Source organism: Maribacter polysiphoniae, from assembly GCF_003148665.1.
Classification (GTDB): Bacteria; Bacteroidota; Bacteroidia; order Flavobacteriales; family Flavobacteriaceae; genus Maribacter_A; species Maribacter_A polysiphoniae.
Window position 1 is genome coordinate 33,917 of sequence record NZ_QGGQ01000003.1, and the last position, 22,762, is coordinate 56,678.

General features: G+C 40.3%; 22 protein-coding genes. 15 read left to right on the forward strand and 7 right to left on the reverse strand.

All coding sequences use genetic code 11. From position 1 onward, the window contains the following. Positions 1-11: 11 nt before the first annotated feature. The 3 genes from asnB to LX92_RS07620 all read right to left on the reverse strand — a co-directional run bounded on the left by asnB (position 12) and on the right by LX92_RS07620 (position 2,994). Entirely contained in the window at positions 12-1,991 is a 1,980-nt protein-coding gene (gene asnB, locus LX92_RS07610) for an asparagine synthase (glutamine-hydrolyzing) (protein ID WP_109649714.1), read from the reverse strand. Between the two features lie 18 nt (positions 1,992-2,009). Continuing rightward, positions 2,010-2,258: an acyl carrier protein gene (locus tag LX92_RS07615; protein WP_109649715.1), complete on the reverse strand. Its 249-nt coding sequence runs from the start codon at positions 2,256-2,258 to the stop codon at positions 2,010-2,012. Between the two features lie 115 nt (positions 2,259-2,373). After that, complete coding sequence (locus LX92_RS07620) at positions 2,374-2,994, reverse strand: acyltransferase (RefSeq protein WP_109649716.1); 621 nt, start codon at positions 2,992-2,994, stop codon at positions 2,374-2,376. A 303-nt stretch (positions 2,995-3,297) separates the two neighbouring features. Between LX92_RS07620 and LX92_RS07625 the strand changes: the two genes are divergently transcribed. The 9 genes from LX92_RS07625 (at position 3,298) to ftsY (ending at position 8,950) form a co-directional block, all read left to right on the forward strand. Continuing rightward, on the forward strand, positions 3,298-4,074 hold the full coding sequence (locus tag LX92_RS07625; protein ID WP_109649717.1) for a 3'-5' exonuclease: 777 nt from the start codon (positions 3,298-3,300) through the stop codon (positions 4,072-4,074). Further along, complete coding sequence (locus LX92_RS07630; protein ID WP_109649718.1) at positions 4,075-4,989, forward strand: carboxypeptidase-like regulatory domain-containing protein; 915 nt, start codon at positions 4,075-4,077, stop codon at positions 4,987-4,989. It begins immediately after the preceding gene. 7 nt (positions 4,990-4,996) lie between these two features. Beyond that, positions 4,997-5,608: a fumarylacetoacetate hydrolase family protein gene (locus LX92_RS07635; RefSeq protein WP_109649719.1), complete on the forward strand. Its 612-nt coding sequence runs from the start codon at positions 4,997-4,999 to the stop codon at positions 5,606-5,608. Continuing rightward, positions 5,608-5,946 carry an Hpt domain-containing protein gene (locus tag LX92_RS07640; protein WP_109649720.1) on the forward strand — a complete coding sequence of 113 codons (339 nt, stop codon included), beginning with the start codon at positions 5,608-5,610 and terminating at the stop codon, positions 5,944-5,946. Before LX92_RS07635 ends, LX92_RS07640 begins: the two co-directional genes overlap by 1 nt. Then, positions 5,946-7,193, forward strand: a complete 1,248-nt coding sequence (locus tag LX92_RS07645) for a competence/damage-inducible protein A (protein ID WP_109649721.1) — start codon at positions 5,946-5,948, stop codon at positions 7,191-7,193. The genes LX92_RS07640 and LX92_RS07645 overlap by 1 nt, the downstream gene beginning before the upstream one ends. A 70-nt stretch (positions 7,194-7,263) precedes the next feature. Beyond that, positions 7,264-7,500, forward strand: coding sequence for a 50S ribosomal protein L28 (rpmB, locus tag LX92_RS07650; protein ID WP_109649722.1), 237 nt, complete (start codon positions 7,264-7,266; stop codon positions 7,498-7,500). A gap of 20 nt (positions 7,501-7,520) precedes the next feature. After that, on the forward strand, positions 7,521-7,703 hold the full coding sequence (gene rpmG / locus LX92_RS07655; RefSeq protein ID WP_109649723.1) for a 50S ribosomal protein L33: 183 nt from the start codon (positions 7,521-7,523) through the stop codon (positions 7,701-7,703). Positions 7,704-7,749: 46 nt separating this feature from the next. Further along, on the forward strand, positions 7,750-7,902 hold the full coding sequence (locus tag LX92_RS07660; protein WP_109649724.1) for a DUF4295 domain-containing protein: 153 nt from the start codon (positions 7,750-7,752) through the stop codon (positions 7,900-7,902). Positions 7,903-7,990: 88 nt separating this feature from the next. After that, positions 7,991-8,950, forward strand: coding sequence for a signal recognition particle-docking protein FtsY (gene ftsY / locus LX92_RS07665; protein WP_109649725.1), 960 nt, complete (start codon positions 7,991-7,993; stop codon positions 8,948-8,950). A 192-nt stretch (positions 8,951-9,142) separates the two neighbouring features. Here the strand turns inward: ftsY and LX92_RS07670 are convergent, their stop codons facing one another. After that, positions 9,143-10,240 (reverse strand): serine hydrolase domain-containing protein, encoded by a 1,098-nt coding sequence (locus LX92_RS07670; RefSeq protein ID WP_109650092.1) that lies wholly within the window; start codon positions 10,238-10,240, stop codon positions 9,143-9,145. Between the two features lie 124 nt (positions 10,241-10,364). Here LX92_RS07670 and rimO point away from each other — a divergent pair, with 124 nt between their 5' ends. From rimO to LX92_RS07685, 3 genes are all read left to right on the forward strand, one after another. Next, positions 10,365-11,687, forward strand: a complete 1,323-nt coding sequence (gene rimO / locus LX92_RS07675) for a 30S ribosomal protein S12 methylthiotransferase RimO (protein WP_109649726.1) — start codon at positions 10,365-10,367, stop codon at positions 11,685-11,687. A gap of 95 nt (positions 11,688-11,782) precedes the next feature. Next, complete coding sequence (locus LX92_RS07680) at positions 11,783-13,105, forward strand: GntP family permease (protein WP_109649727.1); 1,323 nt, start codon at positions 11,783-11,785, stop codon at positions 13,103-13,105. A gap of 44 nt (positions 13,106-13,149) precedes the next feature. Further along, a complete protein-coding gene (locus LX92_RS07685) occupies positions 13,150-14,199 on the forward strand; it encodes a DUF3667 domain-containing protein (RefSeq protein ID WP_109649728.1) in 1,050 nt (349 codons plus the stop codon). A 30-nt stretch (positions 14,200-14,229) separates the two neighbouring features. On the opposite strand, the gene LX92_RS07690 is transcribed toward LX92_RS07685, so the two are convergent. Continuing rightward, positions 14,230-16,686 carry a M14 family metallopeptidase gene (locus tag LX92_RS07690; protein ID WP_109649729.1) on the reverse strand — a complete coding sequence of 819 codons (2,457 nt, stop codon included), beginning with the start codon at positions 16,684-16,686 and terminating at the stop codon, positions 14,230-14,232. 167 nt (positions 16,687-16,853) lie between these two features. Between LX92_RS07690 and bshC the strand changes: the two genes are divergently transcribed. The 3 genes from bshC to LX92_RS07705 are packed head-to-tail and all read left to right on the forward strand — an operon-like array spanning position 16,854 to position 21,255. Continuing rightward, positions 16,854-18,458, forward strand: coding sequence for a bacillithiol biosynthesis cysteine-adding enzyme BshC (gene bshC, locus LX92_RS07695; RefSeq protein ID WP_109650093.1), 1,605 nt, complete (start codon positions 16,854-16,856; stop codon positions 18,456-18,458). A gap of 2 nt (positions 18,459-18,460) precedes the next feature. Further along, the gene (locus tag LX92_RS07700) at positions 18,461-19,867 is read left to right on the forward strand and encodes an ArnT family glycosyltransferase (protein ID WP_109649730.1); all 1,407 of its coding nucleotides are present in this window, start codon (positions 18,461-18,463) and stop codon (positions 19,865-19,867) included. A gap of 17 nt (positions 19,868-19,884) precedes the next feature. Further along, positions 19,885-21,255, forward strand: coding sequence for a pyridoxal phosphate-dependent decarboxylase family protein (locus LX92_RS07705; RefSeq protein WP_109649731.1), 1,371 nt, complete (start codon positions 19,885-19,887; stop codon positions 21,253-21,255). A gap of 8 nt (positions 21,256-21,263) precedes the next feature. Here LX92_RS07705 and LX92_RS07710 read toward each other — a convergent pair whose 3' ends face one another. Next, on the reverse strand, positions 21,264-21,806 hold the full coding sequence (locus LX92_RS07710; RefSeq protein WP_109649732.1) for a pyridoxamine 5'-phosphate oxidase family protein: 543 nt from the start codon (positions 21,804-21,806) through the stop codon (positions 21,264-21,266). A gap of 314 nt (positions 21,807-22,120) precedes the next feature. Further along, positions 22,121-22,501 carry a hypothetical protein gene (locus LX92_RS07715; protein ID WP_109649733.1) on the reverse strand — a complete coding sequence of 127 codons (381 nt, stop codon included), beginning with the start codon at positions 22,499-22,501 and terminating at the stop codon, positions 22,121-22,123. Positions 22,502-22,762: the final 261 nt, after the last annotated feature.

Here is a 22,762-nt window from a genome sequence, read left to right on the forward strand (position 1 = left end):
TGGTTTAAAATTTATTTGTCAATTATAGTCTTGTCGAGTATTATCAAATCTTGGTCAGATAAAGGCGGAAAGGACCTTTTTGTAAACTTGTCATATAATATCTGGGACGAAAGTATGCCTGTCAAGGCCATGTTGTCTATTTCTGAAACCAATTTTTGGATTTTCATTTTCGAAAGTAAGAGGTTTACATATTGCTTATTGAAGATTCCGGCTTCCTCGATTTTTTCATCACTTAACATATTTTGGAGGTATTGTGGTAGTTCTTCGGAAATAAATGAACTTTTGATTGGTGCTCTATAAGCTTGTTTTGACCTATTCAGAATTACATCAGGTAATCTGTCCTTCATTATTTTTTTCAAGAGGTATTTCTCATTAAGAATTTTTAATTTAAGATCAGGGTGTAATTTCATGCAAAATTCAATTACCCTGTGGTCAAGGAATGGGTATCTTCCTTCAACAGAATGTGACATTCCCATTCGATCTCCCTGTGAGGATAACAGATATCCTGACATGAATAGGGTTATTTCTATCCATTGGGCCTTGGTTAGGTAGTCATACCCGTCTAATTTGTCTGCCAATTTTTTCTCAAGTTCATTTACGGGATTGTATCCGATAATTCTTTCCTTATATTCTTTTGATAGATAATTGTTTATTCGACCTGTGTTGTTCCATCGCAGTAAATGTGAATAGATTGGGGAGCATGTCTTATTTAGCTTGTATCCGAAGAACATTTTTAGCATGTTGCTATTGGCATTCTTCATTTGTGGTAAATAAGGATATAGTTTTTTCAGAAGTAAGGGGCGAAATCTGGATTGTGGGTCTTTTGACCAAAAATGCCTTATTTTGGTTTCTTTGAAAATATTATATCCTCCCAAGAGTTCATCGGCACCCTCCCCCGTGATAACTACTTTTATGTTTTGGTCCCTAACACTTTTTGCCAACATACCCATTGGGGCAGGGGCTGTCCTTAAAATTGGAGCTTCTGTATGCCAAACAATATCACTGAAATTATTGGCAATATCTTCAGGACTGCAGGATATGCTCGAATGTGCTGTGTCGAAATATTTTGCTGCGATATCCTGATACGAAGACTCGTCATAATCCTTTTCGGTAAAACCAATAGAAAAAGTCCTAAGTTTGTCGGGGGAAGCATTTTTGATAAATGATGTTGTAACGCTAGAGTCGATACCCCCACTGAGATAGGCAGCCACTTGAACATCGGCTCTAAGTCTTAATTTTATTGCGTCTGAAAATAAATCATTGAACTCGTTAGAAGCTTCTTGCAGGTTGGTAAACTTATAATCTTGAGGTTTGCATGTTGGTAATTCCCAATATTTTGCGGTTGTTTTTCCTTTGGAGTTGACTATCATATATGTCCCTGGAGGCAATTCATAGATGTTTTCAAAAGCTGTATTAGGTGATAAAGAGGTCCAAAAGGTGAAATATTCAGAAAGTGCTTTTGGGCTTATTGTCGCCTCAACTTTGGGGTATTCCAATAAGGATTTGATTTCTGAGGCAAAAATGAAGGTATTGTCTATTGTAGTATGGAATAGAGGCCTTATGCCTACCCGGTCCCTAGCTAAAAACAATTCTTTTTTGTTTTTATCCCATATGGCAATCGCGAATTGCCCATTTAATTTATTTAAAAATGCGGATCCAAATTCCTGATATAAATGAACTATGACCTCAGTGTCGCTTTGGGTTTTGAAGGTATGTCCCCTTTTTAATAGTTCTTGACGTAATTCAATGTAATTGAATATTTCCCCATTGAAAACGATCCATAAGGAGGAGTCTTCATTGGTAAGGGGCATGGAACCGGTTGAGATGTCAATAATACTTAGTCGCACACTCCCTAAGGCAATTTCTTTAGATAAGTAGATGCCACTCTCGTCGGGGCCCCGATACTTAATGCGGGTCAGCATTTTCTTCAGGATATTGACATTGTCCTCATTTGCATCCTTATAATGATGAAATCCAGCTATACCGCACATAAAAAAAGTATTTATAATTTAAAGTTTACTTTTTGTAAAGTCAACGATATTATTGATCGATTCGAAATTTTCAACAATCAATTCATCGTCATTGGTTGTGATATCGAATTCTTCCTTTAGGAATTCGATTAAAAAAAGAAGGCCCATTGAGTCCAATAGTCCTTCTTCGAAAATTAAGGTATCATCGGCGATATCTTCAACATTGGCTAAAGTTGTTTTAATGATATAGTCTTTGATTTTGTTTTTAATATCAATACTGGTAATCATATCTAAAGGATTTTTATTATTCAATTATTTAGGTTTTTGGCACTTGGTTCGTTGACTTATTAAAGTCGAAACATCCTATTTCCAAATGGCTTTCAAGTAGCGTTATGAGTTGAAGTTATTTTGCCATTTTCATGAGTTTCTTATCCGCATTTTCAAGAAATTCATCTTTTAGTTCTAATAGTTTTTTAGATCGGGCGAAGACTTTTTTAAGAGGGTTTCCCGTGTAGATAGTCCAGCTATTTAAATTAGTGGTTACTAAAGAAAGAGCTCCAATTGCAACGCCTTTCTCAATAATCACGTTGGGTAGAATTACACTTCCAGCCCCGATGATTACATGGGGTTTTATTGTTACTCTTCCTTTTTTGATTTTTTTATATTTATTAGGCACTGTTGGATTGGTTAACGAATTACCTGAGTAGTCATCTGTCTTACTATATATTTTTACACCTTGTGATAGTCCACTGAAATCATTGATAGTGATGCCTTCAGAGGCTAATAAATAGGAATATGAGCCAATATGGATATAAGAGCCCAAAGAAAGAAACCCTTCGCCTGTTACAATAATAGAGCATCGGGAGTCGATAATGACATTGTTCCCGATTGATATTCTTTCAAGGCCGACAATGGTGCAATTTTTAGCTATTCTTACATTGTTTCCAACTGATCCAATGCCAAATGAGCGTAGCTCATTTTCATTGTAATATTCTGTACGAAATGGTTTGGGGGAATTTGGCATGAAACATATTTGTTTATCTGATAGATAAAATTATAGCAAAGATGCTATGGGCTAAATGATATTAATCATATGGAGTTGTTCCCTCTAATTTGGATTTTTCTTTTCAAAAATATCCCCAATGAACAAAGTCAGTGTGCCCATTCTTATGGATTTGTATAGACACTCCCCATAGTCAATACATGGTCGTCGGTTGTATTCTTTTTCGGGAGTACCGATTCCACTTCCAAAACAGGGTGTAATTAAGTGGTGTATTCATTCGGTTAAAGTTTTCTAAGACTTATCTTTGTTTAAATTTTATGAAGTATGGAGTTAAAATTGACAAGACCGATTTGCTTTTTTGATCTGGAGACCACAGGGACCAATGTAGCCCATGATAGAATCGTAGAGATATCCATTTTAAAAGTATATCCCAATGGTAATAAGGAAAGCAAGACCTGGTTGGTGAATCCTGAAATGGAAATCCCTGAAGAGGTCGTTGCAATCCACGGAATTTCAAATGAAAAAGTGGCTAACGAACCTACTTTTAAGGAATTGTCCAAGGAGGTTTACAATATGATCAAGGATTGTGACTTGGGTGGTTTTAATTCCAATCGTTTCGATATACCCTTGCTGGCAGAGGAAATGCTTAGGGCTGAGGTCGATTTTGATATGAAGAACATGGTCTCTGTAGATGTACAGACCATCTTCCATAAAATGGAAAAGAGAACCTTGGAAGCCGCCTATAAATTTTATTGTGAAAAGGATTTGACCGATGCGCATAGTGCAGAGGCCGATACTTTGGCTACTTATGAAGTGCTATTGTCCCAGTTGGAACGATATCCCGAACTAGAGAATAATGTCAAAAAATTGGCCGAATTCTCAACCCATAAAAAAACGGTGGATTTTGCAGGGTTCATCGCATTGGATGAGGAAGATGAGGAAGTGTTCGCCTTTGGCAAGCATAAAGGGAAAAAGGTTTTGGAGGTCCTGGATAAGGAACCTGGTTATTTTGGATGGATATTGAATGCCGATTTTCCGTTATACACCAAAAAAGTTTTGATGCAAATCAAATTGAGTAGATTGAACAATAAGTTGAATTAAATGAAATTCACTGTTTTTCTGATTTTTCTTCTGTTTGCCTTAAGTTCAAGTGGTCAGGAAGTTCTTTTTGAAGGTCATGTTTTTGATAACAAAACCAAAGAGCCCATTCCTTTTGTGAACCTAAGTTTCTTAAACACATTGAAGGGGACCTCTACAGATGAAAAAGGGCATTTTTTTATAGATTTGCCCACGTCCTTTTTAGAGAAACAAGTGCATATTTCTTCATTAGGTTACAAAGATACCATTGTAATGGCCAAGAACATTTTCAAGGTCAAGCGCTTTGGGATGGTAGCGGAATCCTATGAGTTGGATGAGGTTGTGGTGTCCCATTCAATGGGTAATTCCGATGTTCTCAATCCAATCAGTAGTTACAGTCTTACCAGTGGTTTTTCATCATCTTCCACTCCCTGGGTTTTGGCGCTTTATTTTCCGAATATTGGCGCGCAACAAAAATATTTGGAGAAGGTGACGGTTTTCTTTCAGAAGAATAATAGGTTCAAGAGACCTACGGCTAAATTTCGTTTGCGGATCTATGATGTCGATCAGGAGACTAAAAAGCCCCAAAGGGATATTTTGAGAAAAAGTATGGTGTTGGAGTCCGATGTTGAAGAGGATTTTGTTTCCATAGACCTAAGGTCCCTCAATTTGAAAATTCCGAAATCAGGAATATATGTCGGTGTGGAATGGTTGTTCGTACCCTACAATTGGTATAGGAACACCGTTGAGCATCCCATTACAAAAAAGAAAATAGAGGAAGATCGATTTGCCCCTACCTTTGGTGCTGTATACAATAAGAACCAGAATTTCAAGGCCATGGTATATGGTATGGGGGAATGGACCGATTTTAAGGTGAAGTCAAAGGATAATACGCAAAACCTGATTCCGGCTATAAGTGTAAAATTAATTAAAGAATAAGATTGAAATGAAGATTGTTTGCATAGGAAGGAATTATGCTGCCCATATCGAGGAATTGGCGAATGAGCGTCCAAAGGATCCAGTGATTTTTATAAAACCGGATTCGGCTGTTTTGCCCAAAGAGCAGGATTTCTATATTCCTGATTTTACCGATAATGTGCATTACGAGGTGGAGGTCTTGGTCAAGATATGTAAGGTTGGTAAGCATATCGATGCGAAATTTGCCCATAAATATTATGATGAGGTCGGATTGGGTATCGATTTTACCGCAAGGGACCTTCAATCCCAATTGAAAGAAAAAGGGTTGCCATGGGAAAAGGCCAAAGGTTTCGACGGTTCAGCAGTCATTGGCACATGGTTGCCGAAAGGTGATTTTAAGGATTTGAACGACTTGGATTTTACGTTGGAGCAGAACGGACAGGTTGTGCAAAACGGTAATACGAATTTGATGCTTTGGAAGATCGATGAGCTTATTGCCTATGTGTCTTCCTACTTTACTTTAAAAAAAGGTGATGTTTTATTTACGGGTACACCTGCCGGTGTTGGTCAAATAGCGGCAAATGATTACCTTTCGGGCAAGTTGGAAGGACAAGAACTTTTTTCTTTAAAAATAAAATAATGATTTACAATCTTGATAAATTAAATGAAATGGCTGATGGAGATGAAGATTTCATCAATTCTGTGATATCAGTCTTTCTGGAAGAAGTACCCCAAGACCTTGAGGGGTTAGAGACAGCCCTAGAGGAGCAAGACCATCAACAGGTGTATCAATTGGCCCATAAAATAAAGCCCAATGTAGATCTTTTGGGAATGGAGCAAACCAGGGCTATTGCACTTCAAATAGAGACCTTGGGAAAAAACGCTGCGAACATCATTGAAATACGGGAGGTGTTTCCTTTGTTGAAAAAGGATATCCATCAAGTGGTTTCCGAGTTGAAAAACGATTTTGGTCTATAATGTTTGCTGAAATCATCACCATCGGAGATGAGATCCTTATCGGTCAGATTGTTGATACAAATTCTGCGTTTATTGCCAAGGAGCTCAATAAAATAGGTGTATCGGTTTATCAGATCACCTCTGTACAGGATAATCGTGAACATATTCTTAATGCGCTGGCCGAAGCAAAGGCAAGGGCGCGAATCGTAATCCTTACAGGTGGGTTGGGACCCACCAAGGATGATATTACCAAAAATACTTTTTGTGAGTTTTTCAATGACACACTAGTTCAAAACGACGCTGTTCTTCAGCAGGTAAAGGAATTGTTCGCCAGCTTCACGTCAAAGCCCATCACGGAAATCAATCGACAACAGGCCTTGGTGCCTTCGAAAGCGACCGTTTTGCATAATGCCAATGGTACTGCCCCCGGTATGTGGATGCAATCTGACGGAGTCGCATTTGTGTCACTTCCTGGTGTGCCCTTTGAGATGAAGCGACTCATGATCGAAAAGGTGATACCGAAGATAATCAAGGATTTCAATAGGCCTTATATCCTTCATAGGACACTGGTTACTTATGGTATGGGTGAAAGTGCCTTGGCTGAGAAAATCGAGGATTGGGAAGACAACCTTCCTTCTTTTATCAAGTTGGCCTATTTGCCCAATTTAGGGAAAGTCAGATTGCGTTTAAGCGCAACAGGGGAAGACAGGCAAACCTTGGTAAATGCCGTAGAAGATCAAATCAAAAAGTTGCAACTGTTGATCGGTGATATAATCTTTGGCACCGAAGATGAGGAAACCTTGGAGGAATTGGTGGCAAAATTATTTACGGCAAAAAAAATGACCTTGGCTACGGCCGAGAGCTGTACCGGAGGAAAAATAGCGGAACGTATTACGGCTTTATCCGGTGCTTCGGCATACTATAAAGGAACGATCGTAAGTTATGCGACCGAAGCTAAAATCAATGTGCTTCAGGTGCCAAAGGCATTGATCGAAGAATATTCGGTGGTTAGTGCGGAGGTGGCAAAAGCAATGGCCTTGAATGTAAAATCCTTATTGAAAACCGATTTTTCTGTGGCCACCACGGGAAATGCAGGACCGACAAAAGGTGATTCGGATGCAGAGATCGGAACGGTATATATTGCGATCGCAACCCCAAACGGGGTGGTTGTTGATAAATTCGTGTTTGGGAAACAGCGGGCGAGGATTGTTCAAAAGGCTGTAAACAAGGCTTTTGAGTTGCTTCAAAAAGAAATTGTAAAAATCTGAACAAGAATTTTGTCCATCACATAAAAATGATATAAATTTGCAGCCTGTTTAAAATGAAAAATTAGGCTCAATGTCAAAAGTTTGTGAAATTACGGGAAAGAGGGCGATGTTTGGAAACAACGTGTCGTTTTCTATCAATAAGACAAGAAGAAGATTTAATGTGAATCTTTCTAAAAAGCGCTTTTATATTCCTGAGGAAGATCGTTGGGTTACGCTAAAGGTATCTGCCAAGGCGTTGAAAAGCATTAACAAGAAAGGAATTTCTGCTGTTTTAAAAGAAGCTAAAGCACAAGGGTTCGTAAAATAATCCTAAAAAGATAGATTACAATGGCAAAAAAAGGAAATAGGGTTCAAGTTATATTGGAATGTACAGAGCATAAAGATTCTGGACAACCAGGGACTTCTAGGTATATTACCACGAAAAACAAAAAGAACACTCCTGAAAGGATGGAAATAAAGAAATTTAATCCAATCCTTAAGAGAATGACTGTTCATAAAGAAATTAAGTAATAAGACATCCTCACTATAGTGAAAATGTCAATTAACGCATAAGGTCATGGCAAAGAAGACGGTAGCAAGTTTACAAACAAGTTCAAAAAGATTAACCAAGGCAATAAAAATGGTTAGGTCTCCAAAAAGTGGGGCTTATACATTTCAAGAGTCCGTTATGGCGCCAGAAGTTGTCAACGAATGGTTTGCAAAAAAATAGATAATTGATTCAATCAATTTGTAAAAGCTCCTTTTGAAAGAAAGGAGCTTTTTTATTTTATATCTTTGGTGAAAATTGTTCAGGTATTATGAGTTTATTTAAAAAGATATTTTCCCCACAGAAAAAAGAGTCCTTGGATAAAGGATTGGAGAAAACCAAAACTACTTTTTTTTCAAAATTAAGCAAAGCCGTTGCCGGAAAGTCCAAGGTCGACGATGATGTGTTGGACAATCTTGAGGAGGTACTGGTTTCTTCGGATGTTGGTGTTGATACCACATTGAAAATCATTGATCGTATCGAGGCACGCGTTGCCAAGGATAAGTATATGGGTACTGATGAGCTGAATAAAATTTTACGGGAAGAAATCGCCGGCTTGCTTTCAGAGACCCATGTGGGTGAGGAAACCGAATATAGTATACCCAAGGATAAAAGACCGTATGTGATTATGGTGGTAGGTGTTAATGGTGTGGGTAAGACCACCACCATCGGTAAATTGGCCTATCAATTTAAAAAACAAGGACTCAAAGTGGTTTTGGGTGCTGCCGATACCTTTAGGGCTGCAGCCATAGATCAATTGCAGGTTTGGGCGGATCGGGTAGATGTGCCTATTGTGAAACAAAAGATGGGTAGTGACCCCGCTTCCGTGGCTTTCGATACCTTGAGTTCAGCTGTGACACAGGATGCCGATGTTGTGATTATTGATACTGCTGGTCGATTGCACAATAAAGTAAACCTAATGAATGAACTTACCAAGGTAAAACGTGTCATGCAAAAGGTGGTTAAGGATACTCCACACGATGTTTTGTTGGTGTTGGATGGTTCAACCGGTCAGAATGCCTTTGAACAGGCGAAACAATTTACAAAGGCGACAGAGGTTACTTCCTTGGCGGTTACCAAATTGGACGGAACGGCCAAAGGGGGAGTGGTAATCGGTATTTCCGATCAATTCCAGATTCCTGTCAAATACATAGGGGTGGGTGAAGGTATTGAAGACCTTCAGGTATTCAATAAATACGAGTTTGTAGATTCTTTTTTCAATATCCAATGATTTAGGGGTTGCCCTCGATTGTGTGATGTTGGTAGGCCCGAATAAAATGCAGGGTACAGGCAAGGCGTTCAGGATTTCGAATCTTCGGGATGTGGTTTCTGTGATTTAACCTGGCGTGTAACGTATTCATTTGGAAGCTAGGTAGACTATCCTTTTTTTACCCTATAGAAAACTTTTAAATGCGATTTAGATCTAGTTTATCACCGCATTGATCTTACCCCATAATTCATTGTCAAAGCTAGAGGGGCCCAACTGCATTTCCCCAGCACTATCCCCACATCGTACAATAACAAGGTCTTGGCTAGGAACAACATATATTTTCTGGTCATTGGCACCCAAGGCGGCGAACATATCATTTGGTGCATTGGGTACAAGCGGGCCTTCAAGTACAGTTGTAGAGGTGGTTCCCACAACGGTTTCCTTGCCATTTAACCACCATAGATAACCGTAAGATTTATTAATGTCCTGTGAGGTGTTCGTCATCTCCTCAAAATAGGATTTACTGACAATAGTGGAGCCGTCCCAAACCCCTTCATTAAGCATAAGGAGTCCAAATCTGGCCATACTTCGGGTATTACTATTGTAGATATTCAGTCCTAAATCACTTGTCCATTGGCCTTCCATGCCAATTTTATCCGTAACCCTGGTCTTGCAATATTCTTGGAATGGAACACCAGTACTTTCGGTAATCATGTCCTGTAGCAGCATAAAAGCCCCTTGGTGGTACGCCCAGCTTGTGCCGGCATCAGCAGTATAATCAAGACAGATTGGCAAATTACAAACCCATGGTACATAATCGCCTAAATGTGGAGTGAGTCCTGTTGTCATGGTTAAGTGATGCCTCACGGTTATCAAATCCTGTTTTTCAATACTTAATTTACTCCATTCCTCGCCTAGATAATCCGATGTTTTGTTGTTGATATCCAATAGTCCCTCATCTTGTGCGATACCCACAAAGGTTGCTGTTAGGCTTTTAGCTGCTGAATACCAGGTCCATTCCGCATCTTGGTTATGGCCATTGAAGTATTTTTCCATAACAATCCTTCCGTTTTTGAGAATGATAAATCCTTTGGTGTTGGTTGCCTCGAGGTAATTGGTCAATTCCTGTTCATTTTCGGTATTCCAATTTAACTGGGCTGTAGTTACCGTTTCCCAAGCATCCCCTTGTAAGGATGGAAAATACATTCCAGTGGGTGCGGGGGGTTCATTCATATCATTGTCCGAATCGCTGCTGCAACCAATAAAAAGGAGAAAAAGGAAGGAAAGAAAGGTGAATACTTTGGGTTTCATGTTACGTCCAATTTTTGTTTTGATAATTAAATGGATATAAGGTTTAACGAAAAAAGTTAAGAATTCGTGTTTAATCGCAATAATTCCTATGTCAAGTTGTACTTTTGCACCCCATTGGAAAATTATGCGAACAAAATCACTTAAGAAAAACAAAATCAACGTAGTAACCTTAGGTTGCTCTAAGAATGTGTACGATTCAGAAGTACTCATGGGACAATTACAGGCCAACGATAAGGACGTGGTTCATGAGGAAGAGGGGAATATCGTCGTTATCAATACCTGTGGATTTATTGACAATGCCAAGGAGGAAAGTGTAAACACCATTTTGGAATATGTTGAAAAGAAAGAGGCGGGTGAGGTTGATAAGGTATTTGTGACAGGGTGTTTAAGTGAGCGCTATAAGCCCGACCTTCAAAAGGAGATTCCTGATGTGGATGCCTATTTTGGAACTAGTGAGTTGCCAAGTCTGTTAAAGGCTTTAGAGGCGGATTATAAGCATGAATTGATAGGGGAAAGAATGACCACCACCCCAAAGAATTATGCGTATTTGAAAATTGCCGAAGGGTGCGATAGGCCTTGTTCCTTTTGTGCCATTCCTTTAATGCGTGGAAAGCACAAGAGTACACCCATTGAAGCATTGGTTACCGAATCCCAAAAATTGGCGGCCAAAGGGGTGAAGGAATTGATATTGATTGCCCAGGACCTTACCTATTATGGGTTGGACCTCTATAAAAAACGAAATCTCGCAGAACTTCTACAAGAATTGGTAAAAGTGGAGGGGATTGAATGGATCCGACTTCATTATGCTTTTCCAACTGGTTTTCCGATGGATGTGTTGGATGTCATGAACAATGAGCCTAAGATTTGTAATTACCTGGATATACCCTTACAGCATATTTCTGATCGACTTTTAAAGAGCATGCGGCGTGGTACGACCCAAGAGAAAACCACGAAACTTATAGCGGATTTCAGGAAGTATGTCCCAAATATGGCGATTAGAACAACCTTGATCGTAGGCTATCCTGGGGAAACTGAGGAAGATTTCCAAACATTGAAATCGTGGGTCACAGCAATGCGTTTTGAACGTTTGGGTTGTTTTACCTATAGCCATGAGGAAAATACCCATGCCTATAATTTAGTTGATGATGTTCCTGAAGAGGTAAAGCAGGAGCGAGCCAATGAAATCATGGAAATCCAATCCCAAATCTCTTGGGAGTTGAATCAGGAAAAAATAGGAAAAACGTTTCGATGTATCATCGATCGCAAAGGGGGTAATTATTTTGTGGGTAGAACCGAGTTCGATTCGCCGGATGTGGATAATGAGGTACTGATTGATGCCGCTAAATTCTATTTGAAGCAAGGGGAATTTGCATTGATAAAAATTACCGATGCTGCCGATTTTGACCTTTACGGGGAACCTGTTGAGTTGGTAGGGCCCAAAAAATAAGTTTGTCTTCCTTTACTTTTAAATTATCAGCGGCTTAGGGTGTGCGTGATTTAATCCTTATTTTAGGGAGCTAATAATCAACACCCAACCGTAGTATGTTGTATGTTTTCGCTTTAATCCTTTCTTTGGCGTTCATTGTTTTGGGAATCGTACGCTGGAAAATCCATCCCTTTTTTGTGTTGTTTATTGCAGCCATTGGTTATGGATTCATTACAGGAATGGGTGTCCCCGATATTTTGAATGCCATTAATGAAGGTTTTGGTGGACTAATGGGTAAAATTGGACTCATTATATTTTTTGGGGTTGTCATAGGAACGGTATTGGAAAAATCCGGTGGTGCAATGGTGATTGCAGAGAAAATGATCCATGTCATTGGCGAGAAATCGATTCATTTGGCGATGTTGCTTACCGGGTATTTAATGTCGATTCCCGTTTTTGCGGATAGTGCCTTTATTATGATGAATTCATTGAACAAAGCCTTATCCCAAAGGGCAAAAAAGTCATATGCAGGTACATCCGTCGCTTTGGGTTTGGGTCTTTTTGCTACCCATGTAATGGTGCCGCCGACTCCTGGACCTATTGCAGCTGCAGGAATATTGAAGGCCGATTTGGGCAATGTTATCCTATGGGGTATCATCGTTAGTTCAATTGCCTTGGTACCGAGCTATTTCTTTGCGACTAAGATAGCCTCCAAAACGAAGATTCCTATTTTTTTGGAAAATGTCAAGGAAAAAGGATACCGACCAAAACTGTGGATTTCATTGTTGTCAATCCTGGTTCCTATATTCTTGATTGTTTTAAAATCGGTTTTCGATTATCCTGATGCCCATTTGACGTCGAGCGTCCTGTATCCGCCCATATCCTTTTTAGGCACCCCTGTTATAGCTTTGTTGTTGGGGGTGGCACTTTCCTTGATGTTGCCAAGAAAACTCGATGAGAGGGTCTACTCGGCGACAGGATGGTTTGGGGAGGCTTTGAAGTCTGCGGCCCCAATAATATTGATAACGGGAGCAGGGGGTGTTTTTGGTAAAATGCTGCAAAGCTCGGGTATTGCCGAATTGATAACCGAGAATTTCTCCGATTTGAGTATTGGCCTGTTTTTACCTTTCTTATTGGCTGCTTGCCTAAAGACTACCCAGGGCTCCTCAACGGTGGCGTTGATAACAACTGCATCGATCATAGCGCCGATAATGCCCGCTTTGGGCTTGGATAGCTCTTTTATGGCTACCATGACGGTATTGGCCATTGGGGCAGGTTCTTTGGTGGTGTCACATGCCAATGATAGTTTCTTTTGGGTATTTACCCAATTGACAGGCATGGATGTGAAACAAGGCAATAAAACCTTGACCTTGGGTACATTGGTTCTGGGGGTTTCCGCTATCTTGGTGATATTTGCAATTACTGTGGTTATTGGCTAAGGGCGGTTGTTGTTCTTTTTGTATTTTTAAACAAAGTGTTTGTTATGCCTTCAACCAACCAATGTAAAAACTGTGAGAATTATTTTGATGACTCGTATAAGTATTGTCCTTACTGTGGTCAAGAAGCAACAGATAATCTCACCTTTGGGGTATTGTTCAGTAATACCATTGAGAACTACTTTTCCATCGATGCACGATTTTTTAGGAGTTTTATTCCGTTAATGTTGAAACCTGGGGTCTTAGCCAGAAGATTTGTAGATGGTAAACGCTTATCATATTTACACCCTGCACAGTTCTATTTGTTTATTTCGGTAGTTTTCTTCTTTATTTTTTCATTCAGTGTGCGTAAAGCTGACAATGAGGTAACCCAGGCATTGAAAAAGGGTTTTAATCGGGAATTGACTATAGATTCACTGCAGCTAAAAGAAGATTCCTTAAAGGTGGGGTTGGCGAAAAAAACAATTAAGGAAAACCCTGTGCTCACAGGCATCTCGGATAAAGATTTGGTTGTATTGGATTCGGTCATGGATGCAGAACAGAATGTATCTGTTTCATCATTCCGTATAAAAAGGAAACTATTGGATTCGTTGATAACCGTTGATGCGCCAAAAGCCAATAAGTTAAAGGCTATGGGTCTAGAGGAAAATGCCGGTGCCCTAACCCGAAAAATCTATGGGCAAATGCTCAAATTCTATGAGCAAAAAGGAGTTGGGATTCTAAACACCTTGTATGATACTATTCCTATTGCCATGTTTTTTATGCTGCCTTTATTTGCTGTTTTATTAAAGCTGTTTTATTGGAGACGAGGAACGTTCGCCCATCACATGGTCTTTAGTTTTTATTTTTTTACATTTATTTTTACTTCTTTTTGTTTACTGATATTGGCCGACATGCTTATTGATATCCCCGTTTGGCTAGAGGTTCTTTTCTTTTTGTCTTTTATTGTCTATTTATTGCTGGCACTTCATAATTTTTATAAAAGCAGTTGGATTGGCGCTTTTTTTAAGGCAAATATTATCTCTTTCCTCTACATGATGTTTATTGTTCCAATTGCTATTTTTGGAATTATCATGGTTTCGTTTATGCTATATTGATCGGGTTGTAAAAATACCAAAGCCAAAAATTCAATTTACCATAAAAAGGGCGTTTGCGAAAAAGAGCTTTCCGTTTTCCCAGAACCCTCTGAATAACGGGTTGTCTACCATATAAATGACCTGTCCGGATCCATGGGGTTCAACGCCGAACACCAAGGTGTTTGCTATTTTTTGTTGTGCCAGGCTTCCTGCAAAACCTGCAACAGGGGTATTCTGGTTTTCTTCAAGATAGACTACCGAACCGTTTGTTAAATAGGCATAGGCGTCTGCCCCGTTTTTTAAGGTGAAGTAGGTGTCGATATACCCATAGGCCAAAGGATGGGTGTTGTCTACCTTTGTTTTGAAGATGGCCCCGGTTATATTTTTTTTGATGGATTCCCGTTCGGTTTCGTCAAAGACCTGCGGGTTTAAGGATGAATCCTGCGGGATTTCCTTAGCTTTGATATTGAAACCATTCTCCCCAATAAGCCCTTTGATTGCTCCGCCCATGGCAATCAGTTTACCACCGTTGGATATCCAATTTTCTATGTCGGCCATTTTGTACTCGTCCAGGTAACTTTTATACCCACGGCCATTGGGCAGTATAAGAATATCGTATTCGGGAAGGTCAACGCGACCCAAATAATCCGAATCAATAACGGTAATCGGATAGTGGAGTTGCTGTTCAAAATAGTGCCAGATCTCACCAAACTGAAGGGTTGAGATGGGTTTCCCTGAGAGTATGGCGATTTTTGGTTTTTTCGTCATTTGTACATAATGCGATCCAAAATCTTTTCCAGATTCCACAAAACCGGTGGAGACGGCAGTCAATGATATATTGTGTTTGTCGGCGATTCTACCCAATGACTCCAAAAACAAAGGATTGTTTTTGTTGTCCCCCTTGGCAATGATCAAACTCCCTCTGTCATAAGACTTTCCTTCCAGGGAAAAGGGTTTGTAGGAATGTCGGACCTTTATCTTGTTTTCCAGCAATTCAGCCAAGAACCGGGCATCTTTAAAACTATGCCATTCCGTTAGATAGGCATAGGCATTTTTGTCCAAGGTTTGCTGATGTGTCTTTTTTCTTGTGTAAGGCGTTTTGGGGACTAAACTTTGGGAAGCCAACGCCTTTAGGCCATAGGCATACGGGAGGGACCAAGCCGTGATATCATAGGTGACCGAATCACTTAGTTTTGTGGTCGGCTCAAATAGTACTTTTACCAAAGTACTTTTCGGCTGGTCAGTGGAAACAATCAAACTATTGGGGTCTGTTTTCATGCTACCTGTTTTTCCGGTACCGTACCTAAAGCCTTTTATGGTAGCTGCCTTGCCTTGTCCATATTCAATTTCGTGCTTATCCAATAACTCAGTCAGTGCTTCAATATTATCAGCATTTCCGTTCAATACATAACTTTTGTAGGTATAATCCTTGTGGGTATAGAACTTTTTGAATTCCTCATTCAATTTTTCGGCATTTTTACCGGCAACCTCCACTGTGGATAACCCTGTGGTTATATGGTGGGCGATCCTGTCCTTCAAGGTAAGTGTATCCCCGATCTGGGTTATGATGCCCAAACCGGCCCTACCGCTTCCTCCTTGTTCATAGGTCATGCCTATACCACCATTGTAGATAGGGTAGGTATCCCCATAGCTGGGGTAAAGCAAATCAAACACTTCCTTTGTAAAATAGAACCAGCCATTGGCATCAAAATACTTGGCATGGTTTTTTCCGATTGTAGTCTGAAATTCCTTTTGAAAGGGAGTGATGACTTCGTGGTAAGGTTCTGCGGCTGGGGCAAAATAATAGGGACTATCAATCCCCTGTTCGTGAAAATCAACATGAACATGGGGCAACCATTTGTTGTAGACCTTTAATCGATTTTGACTTTCAATCTGGGTAAGCCAGGCCCAATCCCTATTCAAATCGAACATATAGTGGTTGCTTCGTCCATTCCACCAGCCCTCATGGTGTTCCTTGCTATTGGGGTCCATGTTGTTAGGGGTGTTCTTGTGTTGGTTGTACCAGTTTACATAGCGATCACGTCCATCAGGATTGATACAAGGGTCTATTAGTACTATGGTATGCTCTAAATAGGCACTTTTATGGGTTAATAAATCAAAGATGGTTTGCATCGAAGCTTCGGTACTTGCGCTTTCATTGCCATGAACATTATAACTTAACCATACAATGGCGTTGTCACTAGTGGTACCTTCACCCGTGGTACTTTTTAAATGTGCTTCACGAATATTATCCAGATTATTCATGTTTTCTACTGAAGTAACAATGGCCAAAAGCAACGGTCTTCGTTCATTGGTTTTGCCATATTCCAGTAGCTGTAAGCGGTCAGGGGTATTAGCCGCCAGATATTGATAATAATCGACAACTTCATGGTGCCTTGTAAATTGCGTACCTAGTTCATATCCCAGAAATTCGGAAGGTGATTTTAAATGCTGGGCCGATAGGCTGCAGGTAAGGATAATAAAGAGAAGAAGTGAAAGTTGCTTCATATTGGGATCTGGGTTTGCGATGGTTCAATTTAACAATTAAAACAATAGATAGCTTGAACTTTCTGCAATCGACCCGCTTTTATGGATTAAGGGTTGCAGTAATTAACGTATTTTTAGGAACAAGAAAATCCAAGTGTTTTATCTTTACCCCAATTTTTGATATTTATATGGATATTGACTGTTTACCCTTTAAGGATACCGGATATTTTTCAGATTTAATATGCGATTATATTGATGATAAGGAAGATCTGAGGCCTTTCTATAATCGATATCCGAATATCGAAAATTTCAAAGGGCAACTTGAAGAAAAGTTGGCCAATTACCCAGAGGATAATCGGGCGATACTCTTTGATGCGCTCCAAGAACAATATAAGGGGGTTGCTATTTCCAGGGAAACCAAGGATAATTTAATACAACTCAAGGAACCCATAACGTTTACCATTGTTACAGGCCATCAATTGAATTTGTTTACCGGTCCCCTTTACTTCCTATACAAGATAATATCGACCATTAATCTGACCAAAGCCTTAAAGAAGAAATATCCTAGGTTTAATTTTGTGCCGATTTATTGGATGGCTACCGAGGACCATGATTTTGAGGAAATCAATTACTTTAATTTCAAGAATAAAAAAATACAGTGGAACAGGGATGCTTCCGGAGCGGTAGGCCGACTCAATACAGACGGTTTGGAAGGGATGTACGAAACCTTTGCCAATGAATTGGGGGGAGGTGTGAATGCGGAAGCCTTAAAAGAACTTTTTAAAAAGGCGTATCTGGAACATGCTACCTTGGCAGCGGCAACCCGGTATCTCGCCAATGAACTTTTCGGTTCATACGGACTTGTAATTGTCGATGGGGATGATAAAAGCTTAAAAAAATTATTGGTTCCCTATGCCAAAAAGGATATTTTCGATAGGGTTTCGTTTGACAGGGTTACCGAGACCATTTCCCAATTAAGACAGCTTACCGATTCTTATGGTATTCAGGTCAACCCCAGGGAAATCAATTATTTTTACATAAAGGATGCCATTCGGGAACGTATCGTTGAGGCAAAGGATGGATTTCATGTGAATAATACCGATATCCGGTTTAGCAAGGAAGCATTATTGGAAGAACTCAATACCCATCCTGAACGATTTTCACCCAATGTGATTGCCCGGCCGTTATATCAAGAAATCATTCTTCCCAACCTGTGCTATATCGGAGGTGGGGGAGAACTGGCCTATTGGCTCGAATTGAAAGCCAATTTTGAGGCAATGGAGGTTACTTTTCCCATTCTATTGCCCAGGAATTCAGCGCTTGTCCTTACGGGGAAACAACAACGGAAATTGGATAATATGAATCTGTCCGTGAAAGACCTCTTTTTAAGACGAAACCAGCTCATCAATAAGAAAATCCGGGAAATCTCAAATATCAATATTGATTTATCCCCTCAGAGGAAATTATTGAAAGAACAGTTCAAGGCCCTATATGATATTGCCTCACAGACCGATGCTTCTTTCTTGGGAGCGGTAAAGGCCCAGGAAGTTAAGCAATTAAAGGGATTGGATGCCTTGGAGGCCCGTTTGCTTAAAGCCCAAAAGCGTAAATTGAAGGACCATGTTGAACGAATGACCCATATACAGAACGAACTGTTCCCGGGACAATCGCTACAGGAAAGAAATCTCAATTTCTCAGAATTGTATCTTGAATATGGGGAAGTGTTGATACCCATGCTGTTCGAAACATTGGACCCCTTAAAGCTCGAGTTTACCATACGAACCGCTGATTAGCTATGATGTTGGGAAAGATGTCATTACATAGGGTCAACCTTCTTTCCTTACTTTCCTTTTTTGCTATAACAGGTATTACTTTTTTTAAGGCTGCGTTGGAACTGGAGGATGCGGAACAGGCCTATTATTCCCAATGGTTGCGTTGGGGCTATGACGATCAACCGCCACTTTATACTTGGTTGCAATATGGGGTAAACCAGGTGTTTGGTAGTCATAAGGTTTCATTTTCCATGTTTCGGGGGCTTATTTTTGCAAGTATATTATTCTTGTTGTGGCAATTTGCACGTAAAATGATTAAGGACGGCAAAAAGGCGGAATTGGCCATAATGGGGTTGGTCTTGGTTCCTGTTTTCATCGATTTTACATTTCGAAGATTATCCCACACGTCATTGTTGTGTGCGTCTATTATCGCTTCCTATTTAATTGTGCAACGATTGATATATCAAAAAACATGGGGGAATTATGTGCTTTTTGGTCTTGTCGTGGGTTTTGGGGCCATGTCCAAATACAATTATGTGTTCTTTATGGCCGCTTTGGGCTTGACATTGTTTTTTGATGCCTCCATACGACGGATTATTTTCAATAAGAAGATGGTTGTGACCTTGTTGGTGGTAGCCGTATTGTTAATGCCCCATTGGTATTGGCTTTTTGGTCCTGAGGGATTTCTAACGGAGCTTCGTGAAAGTATCCGTCTGAAAACGGAGAATCAATCTGGAAATGGCATATTCGTTATAGGTCCGTTGTTTTCCTTACTTTTGAATTTGATTGGAATGATCGCTCCTTTAGTAGTGGTGATTTCATGGGCGTTCGTCCAAAGGAAAGTCCGATTCGAAAGACTGAAACCCGATTGGTTTGCAAAACTAGCCATAGCCCAGATTATGGTGTTGGTGCTGTTTTTTGTTGTTATGGACGTTCAAAAAATAGAGGAACGTTGGTTGTTGCCGTTGGTATTGCCGTTTATGGTGTTGCTTGTTCGTTCTGTTGGGTTCAAATCGATCAGAAAATGGTCAACTTACGGATTTGTCCTTTTTCTTACCGTTATCGGTTTGCAAATACTGCGGACTCCGGCTGAAAAGGTGTTGGGTATTCGGTCTTCGGTACATTTTGGTTTTGAGCCGTTATACGATGTGTTGCAGAAAGATTATGGGGAGAAGAAGTGGATGCTCCCAAATGTTACCTACGCGGGAAATATAAGATTGCTCGACCCCCAAAGGGAGGTATTCGCCAAGGATGATTTTTCCTTGCCCAAATCAAAACTGGTGAATTTTGATGGTGTTGAGGTCGTTTTGGAAAAGGAATTGGTAAAAGACAAAAGAGTGCTGGATAGTATTCCTGATTTTGGAAAAGAACGGAATACCATATTTATAGTAGCGTTTGAAGGGGATAAGGATTCTCCCTCAATAAAATAGATTTAAAATCGTATTGGATGCATAATATTGATATTGAAGTGGTTGAAATGACATTGGATGTCATGAAATACGCCATTAATCGAATCACAAAAACCACACCCGAATTAGGCAAGCCCAAAAAAGAGGAAGAACTTCGCGAATTGGTCGGTGAGACCATAACACCCAAGGGTATTGGGGGTGAATATGCCTTTAGTCTATTCAGGGATGTATTGGTCAAGGCCACCGTACCTATAGATCACCCCAGACATTTGGCCTTTGTTCCGGCAGCCCCCACAAGGGCGGCGATCATGTTCGATTTGGTGACCTCGGCTTCGAGTATCCATGGTGCCTATTGGATGGAAGGTGCAGGGGGTATTTTTTGTGAGAACGAGGCCATGAAATGGCTGGTATCCCTTACAGGATTGCCAAAAGGTGCTTTTGGGGTCTTTACCAGTGGGGGTACGGCAGCAAACCTGTCAGCCATGGTTACGGCAAGGGAGAATTGGCGAAAGGATCCAGGGAACCGTAACGTGAAGGCTTTGGTCATCACCTCAGAGGGGGCCCATTCATCAATAAAGGCCATGGCAAAGGTCATTGATGCCGATGTACTTTTGGTGGAGACCGAGGATTTTATGACTGCTGAAATGTTGAAGGGGAAAATCGCCGGATTGGATGCAAGTCAACGTAAACGACTGTTTGCCGTAGTGGCGACCGGAGGGACTACCAATGCAGGTATTATTGATGATTTGGAGGGTGTTGCCCAAGTGTGTGCCCAGGAAAATCTTTGGTTTCATGTAGATGCCGCCTATGGCGGAGGAGCCTTGGTTGCCGATTCTGTAAGTCATTTGTTCCGTGGTATCGAAAAAGCGGATAGTATAACCATTGATCCCCATAAATGGCTCTTTTCGCCATATGATTGCGGTGCGGTCATTTATAAAAATCCGGAATTGGCTAAAGAGGCCCATGCCCAAGAAGGTTCTTATTTAGAGATTTTCAAGGATGAAGGTGCCCGAGGGTTCAACCCCGCCGATTATCAGATTCAATTGACCCGAAGGGTGCGGGGATTGCCTTTGTGGTTTTCCTTGGCCATGCATGGCACTGATAAATACAAATGGGCTGTTGAAGAGGGGATTAAACTGGCAAACTTGGCCGGTGAGCTCATCGAAGACCATAATGATTTGGAACTGGTTCGTGAACCTAGTCTGTCCTGTGTGCTTTTTAGACGAAAAGGATGGTCACCCGATGATTATAGAAAATGGACGTACAAGAACCATGAAGATGGTTTTGCCTTGGTGACCCCTACTAAATGGACGACCAAAGGTGTGCCGGAAACCGTAGCTCGGTTTTGCTTTATCAATCCGGATACGACCATCGAGGATATCGTTGCGATTTTGCAATCCATGGAGTGAAGAATACCCTAGGGTACGAGATATTCGTTATACCAACCTTGGTCATTTTTGGAAAACTTGATTTTTGTGTGCCCCTTAGTATTGAGTTTAAGGCATTCTATCCGAAAAGGTTCAATGTCCACAATGGAAAAATAATCGCCTTCCTTCAAATATTCCAAAGAACTAGGGTGGCTAATCGTAGTCCCTGGCGCTTCCGTGGTAATATAGTCTTTGCGGGCCTCGGCACCTATGGTTTCCCAGGTTTCCCGAATTTGGAATTGATCCGAATTTATGCTGGCCATGGCTTCTATACGCAATTGAAGGAGTTTCTGGGGATGATAGAATAACAGGCTGACCCTTGGATTTTCTTTGATGTGCAAGACTTTTTTGGAACGTTTATCCGTGAAAAAGGTTAATTTCAGGTCGTTGGAAACATTTCTCAGGGCCACAAGCCTTAATCGAGCGAACTTGTCCACGCCCAAGGTGGCAATGGTGAAATAATGAAAGGGATGCTTTTTGTCCTTGGCGCCAATTTGTAAATCCGATTTTATTTCGTCAAACGTGCTCTTCATGGTATTGTGATTACAGTTATAAAGATAAAAAAAGCCGCTGTAAATCAATCACCAAAAACAGAATACTTAGGTTTTATAATCGCTTTTATACAGGTATGGTTTCTATGTGTTTTCGGGCCAAAAAATATTTTTTTCACAAAAAGGTAGGGTATTTACGAAGTGGGGTGTTATAGATACAAATTGCTATGAATTGGAAAATTTAGTTAAATAATCAATTCGTTCATGTGCTAGGTTGGTTTTTTGATTTAGAAAGCCTCGATGTAGGGTCGAGGCTTTTTTTGTTTTTATAGCGATGGTTGCAGTGGAATTCAATATCACAACCACTTCAGAAAGAATTCCATGATATCTTCCTTAAAATCATAATGTAATTTGATGTAATGTTTTAAGTCATCATATAACGGGCGTTTTTCGTACTGTACCTGTCCGTCAATGTTTTTGTAATGATCGGCGCTATGTAGATTGCCCAATTTGGCACGACAACGGTGTAAAAGCTTGCCGATGGCATCACGTTCGATCAAGATTCTATTCTGAAAGTTCTCCAGATCTAATGAGGACTGTCCATTGTCTTCCCTACCGGCAATTTCCTCCAATTTCTTTTGAAACATATCCAATTCGGACAAATGGAACTTCAATTCCCTTTTCCAGATTTCCAAATTAAAGGTAAGGTCGCTTGAATATACGGCTTCTGTCTGCATACTATTTGGTTTTACATTTATATTTAGTTTATCCTCGTTTTTGCCTTAAGGGCCTTTTTGAGGTGTTCAGCAGCTTCAATTCAAAACCATTATACTCATGTAAGGCCGTATTGCCAAAGGGCTCATATGTATTATAAATATAAGGAATTTTGCTCAGAATCCCTTTCGATTAACCATTAAAAACCAAGCGTTTTTCATAGGACTTCTAAATAAATTGTTGTCACTTTTTCGTGCTGCGGACGATGAAGTGGACTTATTTAA

Bases quoted from the DNA above. Each gene is read 5' to 3' on its own strand.
- LX92_RS07660 (WP_109649724.1), top strand. From the start codon at position 7,750: ATGGCAAAGAAGACGGTAGCAAGTTTACAAACAAGTTCAAAAAGATTA.
- LX92_RS07700 (WP_109649730.1), top strand. From the start codon at position 18,461: ATGATGTTGGGAAAGATGTCATTACATAGGGTCAACCTTCTTTCCTTA.
- LX92_RS07670 (WP_109650092.1), bottom strand. From the start codon at position 10,240: ATGAAACCCAAAGTATTCACCTTTCTTTCCTTCCTTTTTCTCCTTTTT.
- LX92_RS07620 (WP_109649716.1), bottom strand. From the start codon at position 2,994: ATGCCAAATTCCCCCAAACCATTTCGTACAGAATATTACAATGAAAAT.
- LX92_RS07710 (WP_109649732.1), bottom strand. From the start codon at position 21,806: ATGAAGAGCACGTTTGACGAAATAAAATCGGATTTACAAATTGGCGCC.
- LX92_RS07640 (WP_109649720.1), top strand. From the start codon at position 5,608: ATGATTTACAATCTTGATAAATTAAATGAAATGGCTGATGGAGATGAA.
- LX92_RS07715 (WP_109649733.1), bottom strand. From the start codon at position 22,501: ATGCAGACAGAAGCCGTATATTCAAGCGACCTTACCTTTAATTTGGAA.
- ftsY (WP_109649725.1), top strand. From the start codon at position 7,991: ATGAGTTTATTTAAAAAGATATTTTCCCCACAGAAAAAAGAGTCCTTG.
- LX92_RS07680 (WP_109649727.1), top strand. From the start codon at position 11,783: ATGTTGTATGTTTTCGCTTTAATCCTTTCTTTGGCGTTCATTGTTTTG.
- LX92_RS07645 (WP_109649721.1), top strand. From the start codon at position 5,946: ATGTTTGCTGAAATCATCACCATCGGAGATGAGATCCTTATCGGTCAG.
- rpmG (WP_109649723.1), top strand. From the start codon at position 7,521: ATGGCAAAAAAAGGAAATAGGGTTCAAGTTATATTGGAATGTACAGAG.
- asnB (WP_109649714.1), bottom strand. From the start codon at position 1,991: ATGTGCGGTATAGCTGGATTTCATCATTATAAGGATGCAAATGAGGAC.
- rimO (WP_109649726.1), top strand. From the start codon at position 10,365: ATGCGAACAAAATCACTTAAGAAAAACAAAATCAACGTAGTAACCTTA.
- LX92_RS07685 (WP_109649728.1), top strand. From the start codon at position 13,150: ATGCCTTCAACCAACCAATGTAAAAACTGTGAGAATTATTTTGATGAC.
- LX92_RS07615 (WP_109649715.1), bottom strand. From the start codon at position 2,258: ATGATTACCAGTATTGATATTAAAAACAAAATCAAAGACTATATCATT.
- bshC (WP_109650093.1), top strand. From the start codon at position 16,854: ATGGATATTGACTGTTTACCCTTTAAGGATACCGGATATTTTTCAGAT.
- LX92_RS07705 (WP_109649731.1), top strand. From the start codon at position 19,885: ATGCATAATATTGATATTGAAGTGGTTGAAATGACATTGGATGTCATG.
- LX92_RS07625 (WP_109649717.1), top strand. From the start codon at position 3,298: ATGGAGTTAAAATTGACAAGACCGATTTGCTTTTTTGATCTGGAGACC.
- LX92_RS07690 (WP_109649729.1), bottom strand. From the start codon at position 16,686: ATGAAGCAACTTTCACTTCTTCTCTTTATTATCCTTACCTGCAGCCTA.
- LX92_RS07630 (WP_109649718.1), top strand. From the start codon at position 4,075: ATGAAATTCACTGTTTTTCTGATTTTTCTTCTGTTTGCCTTAAGTTCA.
- LX92_RS07635 (WP_109649719.1), top strand. From the start codon at position 4,997: ATGAAGATTGTTTGCATAGGAAGGAATTATGCTGCCCATATCGAGGAA.
- rpmB (WP_109649722.1), top strand. From the start codon at position 7,264: ATGTCAAAAGTTTGTGAAATTACGGGAAAGAGGGCGATGTTTGGAAAC.